This is a genomic window from Okeania sp. SIO2B9, assembly GCF_010672505.1.
GTDB lineage: Bacteria > Cyanobacteriota > Cyanobacteriia > Cyanobacteriales > Microcoleaceae > Okeania > Okeania hirsuta.
The window spans coordinates 1-11,829 of sequence record NZ_JAAHGK010000061.1 but is presented as its reverse complement, the minus strand read 5'-3'; the positions used below and the strand labels follow the sequence as shown (position 1 = coordinate 11,829).

Genomic DNA, 11,829 nt, shown 5'->3' with positions numbered 1-11,829 from the left:
GCTGATACCTAAAAAACCATTCCCAGTTTCAACGATCTCTTTTCTGATTATTGAAATCTATTCCCAAAATTAAGGTATATTAAGGTAAGTATTCAGGAGGAAATGCTGACATATTAACTTAATCAAAAAAATAATTAAAAAAGTAATTATCCGAGTTTGAACTCAAAAAAACGATTAAGATCATTTACCAATTACCAGTTAAAAGGAAATCAAGATGGAAATTAGAGCAATCAATACACCTCTGTTAGAATGGACCGGAGATGCCTTAGCCATTGGTTTATTTGAAGATACCAATAGCATATTAACCGGGGATATGGCCTATTTGAATGAAAAGCTGACTGACACTTTATCTGAACTAATCGAAGAAACAGAATTTAAGGGTAAAGTCAACAGCAGTGCCTCGACTCGTGTGGGCAGCAAAAAATCCATCCGTAAAATTATTATAGTGGGCTTGGGTAAATCGGAAGAGTTAAAATTAGAAACTCTGCGCCAAGCAGCAGCAACTTGTGGACGCTTGGCAAAAAAGGAGAGGTGCAAAACTCTAGGCATTAGCTTGCCAATATGTGACAATGCTGAAGCAACAACTACAGCCATCACAGAAGGCATTGAGTTAGTCCTCCATCAAGATAATCGCTTTAAATCTCAACTGGAAGATCAAGGGCCAGATGTAGAAAAAGTAGAGTTAATCGGTTTAGCTGGCTCTGATGAAGCGATCGCCCGTGCCCAGAAAATCTGTTCTGGGGTGATCCTAGCCAGGGAACTTGTAGCAGCACCTGCTAATTCTTGTACCCCAATAACTATGGCTGAAACTGCTGAAGCTTTGGCTAAAGAATTTGGGCTAACTATAGAAATTTTAGAACAAGAAGATTGTGAAAAATTAGGCATGGGAGCTTTCCTGGGAGTTGCTAAAGCTTCCGATATTCCACCAAAATTTATTCATATCACCTACAAACCAGAAGGTACTCCTCGTAAAAAGTTAGCAATAGTTGGGAAAGGCTTAACTTTTGACTCTGGTGGCTTAAACTTAAAGCCTTCTGGTAGTGGTATTGAAATAATGAAAGTTGATATGGGTGGAGCTGGTACAACTTTTGGTACTGTGAAGGCGATCGCTCAGTTAAAACCAGATGTGGAAGTTCACTTTATTAGCGCTGTCACTGAAAATATGGTTAGTGGCCACGCCATGCACCCTGGAGACTTCCTCACTGCTTCTAATGGTAAAACTATTGAGGTTAACAATACGGATGCAGAGGGGCGTTTAACTTTGGCCGATGCTTTAGTTTTTGCCGATAAATTAGGAGTAGATGCGATCGTTGACTTAGCTACTCTCACAGGTGCTTGTGTTGTGGCATTGGGTAATGATATTGCTGGTTTATGGAGTCCTAATGATGATTTAGCGGGGCAACTGGCGGCAGCAGCAGAAAGTGCTGGTGAGAAACTATGGCGGATGCCTTTGGAGGAGAAATACTTTGAGGGGTTGAAAGCTATGCACGCTGATATGAAAAATACTGGACCTCGTCCTGGTGGTGCTATTACTGCTGCTTTATTTTTGAAGCAGTTTGTTAAAGATACACCTTGGGCGCATTTGGATGTTGCTGGTCCTGTATGGATAGATGCTGAGAATGGTTACAATAATGCTGGGGCAACTGGTTATGGCGTTCGGACTCTGGTAAATTGGGTTTTGAGTTAGAAATTAGTCAAGTGTGTAACTTTTTTTAGGTTATTGAGAAAGGAGTCAGTAGTTCAGGAGTCAGAAATTGACGTTGCTGAATGATTATGATTTTTAGGCTTTGGTGAATTATCCTGATGATTTTTGTGCTTAGGGAATAGGTTGGATGTAGGGACGTTGCGTGCAAACTCCGTAATGATTAGTTCGTTCCTTGATTATGCAACACCCAAATATCTTAATTCATAGTTTGATTCACCAACGCCGATTTTTAGTAGTCAGTTTCTGGTTTTTTGAGTAGGTTGCTTGATGGTGGTTTTGATGAAGTTTTGCTATCTAGGTCTCTGCTTTTAAGGGGATAAAAAAAAGAGAATTCCGTATTTTCGTAGCCTCCTTATTGCAGAGGTACTGATAACTGATAATTGATAACATAAATGACCAGTTCCTCAGTAGGCAACTGGTTTAGTCTTTCTCTATCTTGTTCTAGTGGCTGGTTTTTGTTCATGGATGCGATTTTCTACCCTATTGTCTCTTTTGTCAATACTCCTCCACCTGAATCCTTACGAATAAATAAACTATGAATCAAAACGAAAAATCTTACAAGCCTTTTTCCATGTATATTAAAATAGCTTCTATTTTTGTCACTTTTTATCTTTCTCTCAGATTATTAATTTTCCCGATTATTACTAGCATAGAAACAGGAAAATTAGCTAAAATCCCTGAGATAACTCCTAGTGATGTATGCTTGCTCTTATTAATTATCCTATTTCAAACAGACTTACTAAATTTGATCAAAACTTTAAAAATAGGTAGCGGGGGATTTGAAGCTGAATTCCGAGAATTAAAACAAGAAGTTGATAAACAAAAAGAAGATATAGATACTTTACAGCAACAACAAATAGAGCTAATTCAGCAACAACAAAAGAAATTAGACTCACTTCAAACCTTTATGTTTAACTTTTTGCTTGATGAATCAAAATACAAAATTATTCATTTTTTAAATCTTTATACTGCACAAAATCTGCCTTTCTCTTTTCATGTAACTCCGAATGCAGCTATTGATTTAAGAATATTGCGAGATTTTAAATTGATTGAATTAATTGACCCAAAAAGCTACATTAGTCAAATGGAAACAGACAGTAATAGAGGATATAAGGCTATTTATTGATTTAACAAAATATTGTCGAGTAACTGAATTTGGTAATCAGTTCATAAAAACTAGAGCAGAACTTAAAGCTAAAGTTCAGAATACTGGAACACTATAAAACTTCAAAGTTATTGCCTTTAAACCATCAATTTTTTTCCTAATATCCAGTTATACCATTTATCAAAAGTAATGCTACACTTGGAAAGTGTCAAAATAACCCTCAAAATGGTAAAGATGATTAAAGGCTTACATCACGTTAATAAATAGTATTTAGCAAGTAGGCTAGGTTAAGCGACAGTCTAGTAGGGTGTGTTAATGAAATGTAATACCAAGCGTGAAAAAATAATGTTACGAATAGTAAGAGGAATAAAAAGACAAATGCAGGATATGTCCTTTGACAAAGCGGTGCGACCCCGCGACGACGCCAGTCGCAAGGGAACGCGCACCAAGAGAAAAGAATAATTTACGACCTGAAAAATGGTATTGAAGCTATTGATTCTGACTCTATCCGACTGAGTTACCCTCCTGGGAGGGGTTAGGGGTGGGTTGACTCCTAAGAAATATCCTAGCTATTTGTAGCAAATATTTATTAATTTGGTATAACGCACCGCTGATCTCAAATGTTTTGGTGCGTTACGCTACTGGACTGACTAAGACACCATTTAAGGTGTGTCAGTCTAGTAGACATCTGGTAAAAATAAAAATAAAATCAATTCTTATCCATAAATTATCAATTATTCCCCTCCTGGGAGGGGTTCGGGGTGGGTTCCCTGTTGCTTTCCGGAGCTGTTGCCTGTTGCCTCTTTTCTGGAGATGTCTAGTAGGGTGCGTTAATGAAATGTAACGCACCGCCTATCCCAAATGTTTCGCTCCGTTACGCTATCGCTAACACACCCTACTGGACTGACTAAGGCACCATTTAAGGTGTGTCAGTCCAGTAGTTTCTGGGTGTCTCGATATCCCCATCTCGCCTACTCCCTATACCCCGATCGCTTAAACTATTGACTGTAGCAGCTACATCAATACCAGTAGTTTGCTTTAACTCCTCAAAAAAAGCAGCCATTTTTGTCGCATTGCTTCCACCTTGAGCATTAATTACGGTAACATTATCCACATCAACTTCTGGCACAGTAGATACCATAATCTTCAGCAACTCTTCCAACTTCTGATATAGAAAAACTTCTCGTGCGTTTGCACCAGCAGCTTTCCAAGATTCTGCCAACTTCTTAATACCCTCTGCTTGTGCCTTTCCTGGTTCGACAATAGCAGCAGCATCTCCCTTGGCAGTAGCGATCGCTCGTTTACATTCAGCTTCTGCGGGAGCAACTACATCTGCCTGTAACTGTTGTGCAACTTGCTTAATACGCTCATTCTGCACTGCCACCTCAGCCTGAGTCCGCGCTACCTCTGACCCAATATCAGCCTCCGCTTCTGCCACCACTGCTTGCCGTTTTGTCACCGCATCTTGAATGCGCCTTTCAGCTTCTGCACGAGCTACAGCAATTTTCGTTTCAATCTGTTTGAAAGAAGTATTTTTTTGGTTTTCTGCTTCTCGAATAATTGATTCTGCCTGGGTTTGTGCTTCAGCAATACGAGAATCTCGTAACAATTCAGCTTGTTGTTTTCGACCAATAGAATCAAGATATCCTACATCATCAGCAATATTCTGAATTTGTAGAGTATCCAAAACTAAACCTAATTTTTCTAGGTCGTCTTCTGCTTCCTCCAGCAAGCTTTTAGCAAAAGCAATTTTGTCTTCATTGACTTGTTCTGGTGTCAGAGAAGCTAAAACACCACGCAAATTTCCTTCTAGAGTTTCCTGAGCTAATTTTTCAATTTCCTGGCGAGTTTTGCCTAGCAGCCGCTCGATCGCGTTGTGAATAGTAGGTTCTTCACCAGCAATTTTGATATTTGCCACACTCTCAACTGTGAGAGGAATACCACCTTTAGAATAAGAATTATTAACCTTAAGTTCAATGATCATATTACTCAAGTCCATGCGGAAAGCTTGTTCTAATAGGGGGACGCGAATGCTACTACCTCCCTTGACAAGACGATATCCAACTTTTTTATCGCTGTCTCCAACACGGTGACGACTTCCAGAAAAAATTAGGACTTCACTTGGTTGACAAATATAATAAAGGTTGCGAATGACAAAGACACCTGCACCAGTACCAAGACCGAAAACTGCCAGTAACGCTAATACTATTTCCATGATTTTTTTTACTCCGTTATTTTAGTGATTTAAGAAGGAAAAAGGAAGAGGGAAGAAGAAAGAATAATATCATGTCCGGATAATTAGTTATAAAAAAACTTTCTCCTTCTTCTGCTGTTGTTCTTCTTTATTACCTCTTTCCTCCTGACTCCTGACTTCCCCTCCTGGGAGGGGCGAGGGGTGGGTTGACTCCTGAGGACTCCGTAGTTATTTATTTATCACTGTTTAACCGGACATGATATAAGTAGGTAGGTCTAATGAAACGTTGAAAAAATTGTAGGGGTAGGTTTAACTGAAAGCTTTGAGGTAAGAATGGTCTAGTTCTCAAAACCTGTCCTATGATATTGTGTTTATTTATGCTCACCTACTTACTAATTTGATAAATGTTTGCTAAAAATAGTTAGGCTTTTTATAGGAGTCACCGAGTCAGGAGGAGAGTCTCTGCATAAGTCCCGATCGTGTTCGGACGGGTCAGTTATAAATAAAATTTAAGAACTCCGGGTACCGACAGTACCAAAGAAATACTGAAATTATCTTTACTCAATTCCTTTCTTTCCTCCTTTCTTCCCTTCTAACTCCTGAGGACTGAGGACTGACTCGGTGACTCCTAAATACTTAACCTATAACTGTTTAACCTGATTTGAGGTAACTTCTTTCCCATTGCTGAAGTTTCCTGTCACATCAACGCCAAGGGTTTGATTGACATTTTTGAGGAACTGGCGGAAGATTTCAGGATAAGCATTCACCAAACTAGCGATTGACTTGCCATCTCCACTATCGATAACTTTGATATTTTCCAATTTAACTTGTTCGGTTACCTTAGCAGACTCACGCAAAATCATACTAATTTGTTGTAAGTAGAACAATTCCGCAGCATCTTTACCAGTCTCTTGCCAAACCTGGGAAAGCATATCGTTAACTAAAGCTTCAGCTTGAGCATTTTCTGAAAGAGAAGCAGCATTTCCTTTTGCTATGAGTTCTTTTGCTTGCCGTTGTGCTTCTGCTGGCAATACTTCATCCGCTTCTAAACGCAATCTCTCTAACTCAGCGCGGACTGTTTGCAATAATTGTTCTGCTCTTGCCCTTGCTTCTTTAGCTGCTGCTTTGGTTCGTTCTTCTTCTGAACGTGCTTGCTGTTCCAACTCTGCTTGAATTTTACGGAGTTCGTTTTCTTTTTTAACGGTTAATGTTAATGACTCGGTTTTGGCAGTTTCTGACTGTCGTTGGCAGTCAGCTTCTATTTGGTCTGCTTCTGCTTTGGCGTTAGACTCAGCTATTTCAGCATCTCGGCGAATCATGGCAATTTGTTTGCGACCAATGGAGTTTAGGTAGTCTACGTCATCGGAAACGCTTTGAATTTTCAGGATGTCGAGTTGCAAACCCAATTTTGCTAAGTCGCGACTCACGTCTTCAGCAATGCGTTCGGCGAATTGAAGACGGTCTTCGTTGAGTTGTTCTGGTGTCAGGGTGGCGACCACACCCCGCAGGTTTCCTTCTAGAGTTTCTCTTGCTACACGGGTAATTTCTGAGCGGTCGCGGTCGAGAAATCTTTCTATGGCATTGCCTACTATTTTCGGGTCATTGGAAACTTTGATATTGGCGATCGCTTGAATATTTAGTGGAGTACCGCCTTTGGAGTAAGCATTCCGCACTTCCACAGGTACTGGCATGGTGCGTAGGTCCATTGTTTTGGTTGTTTCTAGAATTGGGATGGGAATTGCTCTACCACCAAATATTACGCGATAACCAACTGTTTCCCCTTCTTTTGTCCGCCGTTTCCGACCGGATAAAATTAGTATTTCATTGGGTTTACAAATTTGTATGAATGTGTTGATAAACCAGATTAATACTATCACTCCAAATATAGATAGAGCGATGGGCAAACTTGTAGAAATTTTTCCTGTAAAATTCTGAATTGGCTCCTTTTGTATTACAGGAGGAATTTGTGCTATTTCTACAGTGGTTAATTCGGCTTTATTTGATTCTAAATTTTTACTTTTCATTAGTTAAATTTCCTCATTGATTTTTGTGAAATATAGTATTTTTCATCTAGTAGTATGAAAGTTCGAGCTAACTGGCCTACAAATCGTTTATTTCTTCCCTAAAAATCTCTGCGATTATTCATTATCTTTTCTGTGGCGGGTTTAATACCCCACCGTCAACGGGGGTGCTTAAAATTTTTTGGGGTTATAAGACACGGACTAGCCGGTTGTTAACTATCCATAAGCAATTTTCCCTTCTGCCTTCTGCCTTCTGCCTTCTGCCTTCTTCATTGATGATTATTCCTGGTGTTGAAAAGATGATTTGGAAATTACCCACACCTGATTATTTTCTGTGCCGATAATAAATACTTGTTCTCCCTTAGTAAATTCTTTAGATTCTTCTGTTGTACGGGCAATTAATTCTATGCTAGAACCTTTAACATTTAAACTAACTTTACCTCTACTATGAGTATCAAATGGAATTTCCACAGTGCAGGGTAGACCTAAAAAATCTTGAGGTCTGACAAGACTATTTATTACTTGGTTTTGTCGAAAAATCGACAACAATAATACTATTAACATCCCACCAAATATTCCTACTCCCACTGAAATATAGGCTAACATTAAAAGTTGATTTTTCATGCCGATTTATTCATCTCGCAACTATATTTAAGTTGTGCATAAAATTTCTTGAAATTGGGGAATTGGAAAATCGCGTTCGAGGATAGCTGAAAAAAATTAAGATTCATCCTCTGATGTTTTATCTAGATAATTTTCTGATACTACCCATACTCTATTATTTTCTATTCCCACGATAAATGCTTTTTCTCCTCTAGTAAATTCCCTAGATTCTTCAGTAAAAGCCATCAATTCTATAACAGAATTTTTCACATTTAATCTAATTTTTCCTCTACTATTTTTATCAAAAGGAATCTCCACAATTCCAGAAAGACCTACGAGGTCGCCACTACGCACCAAGCTATCAGCTTGACGGTTTTTTAAGGTATGTAATACCCATGCCATAATTGTGCCACATAAAATACCAACAATTATAGAAATAATGGCAATTATTGTTGGTGAAAGAGTGGGCGAAATATACGATAATAAAATTCCAGTTAGCCCAAAGAAACAACTGCCAAAAGTCCAAAATTTTAGGCTGAATAATGGTAGCCATAATCTTCGGCGACGTTGATATATTGAAGTATTAACTTGTGTACTTGATTGGTCTGTAATTTCTAAGTCTGGGTCAAAGTCTTGGTCAAAATCTACACCATCTAGACCGGCAAAGGCGGAGAGTGCCACAAATGCTCCACCAATAATTAGACAGAAAACATAAGCTGATTCCATAAGTTGTCCTTGATAATTTTTAACAACCTCTTGGTCTATTTATATTCTGGCAAATTAGTTTCCTATTCAGGCTATTTGTAAAAAAAATTTGTGTTTTACTAGAAAACTACTTTTTATTTCATCAGTAGAATTTTTAATTACTATGAAAACTTTCTTCGTTAGATACAGAAAATTTTGATATAGAGATATTATACCCAAAGTTAGTAGTTTATGGGGGGCGGATATCTAGATTTCCAATTGTATAATACCAAGTGTGATAAATGTTTTCTACAAATAGTTAGACTTTTTATAGGAGTAAATTCAGTTATCAGTTAACCTCTTCCGGAGGAATTGCGTTTTTTATATGGCGTAGCGAAACAGTTATCACTACCTCCTGCAATAGGAATGCGAGAACTTGAAACTTTATTTTTTTGTCAAAATAAATAACTTCTATATAGCAATTCCCATATTGGTAAGGTACAAAATTCGTTTGTTTTAGGGAACAGGGAACAGGGAACAGGGAACAGAGAATAGGGAACAGAGAATAGGGAATAGAATAGAATAGAATCGAAATAAATATAGGTGTACCTCACTAATTTGAGAAACGCTATATCATTTATGAGTGTGAGTATCCTTTTTTAATCCAGGAGATATCTGAACGATAATCTTTTCAGTCCCGTTATTATTCTAAATATTCTTTTTTCGCCCTTGGCATAGTACTATAGCGGTTTTCATTAACATAGAATACAGAGATTTTGGCTTAAAGGCAGAAGGCAGAAGGCAGAAGGCAGAAGCTTTGTAGTCTACCTCTCTCTGTGAAAACCGCTATAATTATTAATCATAAATATGGCAGGCAATAGACAAAAGTGGGAAAAATATTTCTCCGTATTCGATTCATTATCACTCTATATCCTAAGCAACTCAAGATTTGCTATACAGAAATAAAATTATAGTTTTTCACTTAGAAGGAGCTAGTCTAATTCTAGAAAATACCTATCTAGACTGCTGTTTATCTTAATTTATTATTTCTGATTTTTTGATTCTTTACTTCTTCATTGTTCTTTCTTCCTTCTTCCCTTTTCCTTCTTCTACAACAATACTGACTGTTGATAATTAGGATTATAATTAGGTAAAACTTCTACACTAGGTTGAGTAACTCGTAAAGTTAATGATAGTCTAACTTGACCGCTAGTATTGCATACAGAGCGATGGATAAGTTCATCTGTAAACATCACAAACTGACCTGGTTTGAGAATTACTGGGACTGAATTTTCTGCCAATTTTTCTGTAACTTCAAAGAAATTATTGCCACTAAAAGGGTCTGTCATTTTTACAGATAAATTGCGGTCTTTTTTAGCATTTGGTATAAATTCAAAGCCATTAAATTTATTGACTTCAGTCAGAGCAATATAAACATTAATTGTTTTACCTACACCAGAAAGCAATTTTGGATAAGAATCTCTGTGCCACAAATGACAGTTATTTGGTTGATGGCAATAAGAAGTCTGGCACCGACCAGAAGCGCGAGTAATATGCTGGTGTTTTGTTATGTTTTGCAACTATGTAGTAATTATGCTTTACGTCGTTCTGACAAATTGACTTCTATTTTGCGAGTTGTCTGTTTATATGTTTTGCTTTTGATGGGGGCGTTTTTATTGCCGACATTATTATGTGGAGTCACTGAAATTTTAACTACACCAAATTATCTGGTGAGTTTACCTCAATTTTTGCTCCAGTGGCCGTTTTTTGCTTTCTACAATTACACCATAGCAGCTAAACTAATTTTGATTCCTACTTATACTTTAGAGTTACAGGTTAGTTGGTTGTTTATATTATTAGTGTTGTTAGAGTTGATGTGGTCTGGGATAACTTTGCTAATAGTGGAACAAATTTTAGTGGGGGGTGTGAAATGGTTACGTCGTCCGTTTGTTTTCACTGGAGTGAGTAATATTTCCCAGAAACAAATTGGTTTATTAGGGTTATTATTGTTGGCTTTTTTAGGGGTATTGTATCAGCGAGTGAGCGACGGTTTATTGGTGCTGGTAATGAGTAAGGGAATATTGGTATTACAAATGCTGGGGTTATTTTTATTTTTGCCTATAGGAATTATTGTCGTTACTGTCAGGTCTTCCTGGTTTCAAAATTTAGAGTCTCCAAGGGAACAAGGAAGAGGGAAGAAGGAAGAAGGAAGAAGAGATAAGATATAAAATTAATTTTTCCGAAATTTATTAATAGTTTGATGTAGTTCAAGTTACCAAAAAAATTATCGGAAATAAAGAAGAGTCTAATGATTTAATTGATGCCAAATTTCGCCAATATTTTTACAATCAAAAACAGACTATGGAACAACGATATTGATTGATTTATGGAAAGCAAAAAAAATGATTATTTCAAAATATCTATATATCTTCATTGTTCCTGAATTAATTAAACACATAGCGTTTATCGTAAACTAAAAGCAATAGCTGATAGCTGATAGCTGACGGCTGTTTGCGCAGCATTCCGAAGGAAATGCTTACAATTTTGTATCTCACGCTTCTTGAGAATTGCTATACTAAAAATACTGAGGCGCGTGAGGAAATAAAATATGACAATACAACTTCCCTTGTCCCAAACTAACTCAGAAATAGTTTATCCAGATAGTGATTGCCAGCCTATGGCAGATAATACAATTCAATTTCGTTGGATTACAATTATTCATTACAATTTAGCTTGGTTATTTGCAGATAATGCTGAAGTTTTTGTGGCAGGAGATTTACTTTGGTATCCGGTAGAAGGGAATAATAAATTACGACAAGCGCCAGATGTAATGGTGGTTTTTGGAGTACCGAAAGGAGACCGAGGTTCTTATCAGCAATGGAAAGAAAATAATATTGCTCCACAAGTAGTATTTGAGATTCTTTCTCCAGGAAAGACACCTAAAGAAATGGAGTGTAAATTATTATTTTATGACCGCTATGGAGTAGAAGAATATTATGTTTATGACCCGCAAAAAAATAGTTTAACGGGATGGTTACGTTCAGAACTTTTTCTGGAAATAATTGATGAAATGAATGGTTTTGTTTCTCCTAGATTAGGAATTAAGTTTGAGTTAACAGCAGAAACGCTAATTTTGTATCGTCCTGATGAACAAGCATTTACAGATTATATGGAAGTTCAGCAACAATTGGAGGCAACAGAAAACCGTGCTTTAGAAGCAGAAAATCGTGCTTTAGAGGCAGAAAGTCGTGCCACTGTTGCTGAAGAAGAACTTCAACAGGAACGCCAAGAGAGGGAAATTGTTCAAGAGCGCGCCAAACGCTTAGAACAATTATTACGAGAAGCGGGGATAGATCCAGAAAGTAATGGTTGAAGAAGGAGACAGGAGACAGGAGACAGGAGACAGGAGACAGGAGACAGGAGACAGGAGACAGGAGGAAAATTACATGGGGATTCTAACCCCAAGTAATTTTGAACACCGTGTAGACGGTGGGGTATTAAACCCACAAAGAAAATG

Annotated in this window: 10 protein-coding genes; 5 read left to right on the top strand and 5 right to left on the bottom strand. The window is 37.6% G+C overall.

Features of this window, described 5'->3' with window-relative positions:
* The first annotated feature begins 214 nt into the window (after window positions 1-214).
* The 3 genes from F6K13_RS04175 to F6K13_RS04165 all read left to right on the top strand — a co-directional run bounded on the left by F6K13_RS04175 (window position 215) and on the right by F6K13_RS04165 (window position 3,272).
* Window positions 215-1,687 carry a leucyl aminopeptidase gene (locus F6K13_RS04175; protein ID WP_124143878.1) on the top strand — a complete coding sequence of 491 codons (1,473 nt, stop codon included), beginning with the start codon at window positions 215-217 and terminating at the stop codon, window positions 1,685-1,687.
* A gap of 553 nt (window positions 1,688-2,240) precedes the next feature.
* Window positions 2,241-2,831 carry a hypothetical protein gene (locus tag F6K13_RS04170; RefSeq protein ID WP_124143879.1) on the top strand — a complete coding sequence of 197 codons (591 nt, stop codon included), beginning with the start codon at window positions 2,241-2,243 and terminating at the stop codon, window positions 2,829-2,831.
* Between the two features lie 294 nt (window positions 2,832-3,125).
* Window positions 3,126-3,272 carry a hypothetical protein gene (locus tag F6K13_RS04165; RefSeq protein ID WP_205127276.1) on the top strand — a complete coding sequence of 49 codons (147 nt, stop codon included), beginning with the start codon at window positions 3,126-3,128 and terminating at the stop codon, window positions 3,270-3,272.
* 457 nt (window positions 3,273-3,729) lie between these two features.
* On the opposite strand, the gene F6K13_RS04160 is transcribed toward F6K13_RS04165, so the two are convergent.
* The 5 genes from F6K13_RS04160 to F6K13_RS04140 form a co-directional block, all read right to left on the bottom strand.
* Window positions 3,730-5,025 (bottom strand): flotillin family protein, encoded by a 1,296-nt coding sequence (locus tag F6K13_RS04160; RefSeq protein WP_124154133.1) that lies wholly within the window; start codon window positions 5,023-5,025, stop codon window positions 3,730-3,732.
* A 620-nt stretch (window positions 5,026-5,645) separates the two neighbouring features.
* Window positions 5,646-7,028, bottom strand: coding sequence for a flotillin family protein (locus tag F6K13_RS04155; protein ID WP_124143881.1), 1,383 nt, complete (start codon window positions 7,026-7,028; stop codon window positions 5,646-5,648).
* A 276-nt stretch (window positions 7,029-7,304) separates the two neighbouring features.
* Window positions 7,305-7,649 (bottom strand): NfeD-like protein, encoded by a 345-nt coding sequence (locus F6K13_RS04150; RefSeq protein WP_124143882.1) that lies wholly within the window; start codon window positions 7,647-7,649, stop codon window positions 7,305-7,307.
* Window positions 7,650-7,745: 96 nt separating this feature from the next.
* Entirely contained in the window at window positions 7,746-8,354 is a 609-nt protein-coding gene (locus F6K13_RS04145) for an NfeD-like protein (protein ID WP_124143883.1), read from the bottom strand.
* 1,067 nt (window positions 8,355-9,421) lie between these two features.
* Window positions 9,422-9,805 (bottom strand): phytanoyl-CoA dioxygenase family protein, encoded by a 384-nt coding sequence (locus tag F6K13_RS04140; RefSeq protein WP_240041524.1) that lies wholly within the window; start codon window positions 9,803-9,805, stop codon window positions 9,422-9,424.
* Here F6K13_RS04140 and F6K13_RS04135 point away from each other — a divergent pair.
* Window positions 9,797-10,540, top strand: coding sequence for a hypothetical protein (locus tag F6K13_RS04135; RefSeq protein ID WP_192901070.1), 744 nt, complete (start codon window positions 9,797-9,799; stop codon window positions 10,538-10,540). The genes F6K13_RS04140 and F6K13_RS04135 overlap by 9 nt on opposite strands.
* A 380-nt stretch (window positions 10,541-10,920) precedes the next feature.
* Entirely contained in the window at window positions 10,921-11,685 is a 765-nt protein-coding gene (locus tag F6K13_RS04130; RefSeq protein WP_124143886.1) for a Uma2 family endonuclease, read from the top strand.
* Window positions 11,686-11,829 lie beyond the last annotated feature (144 nt).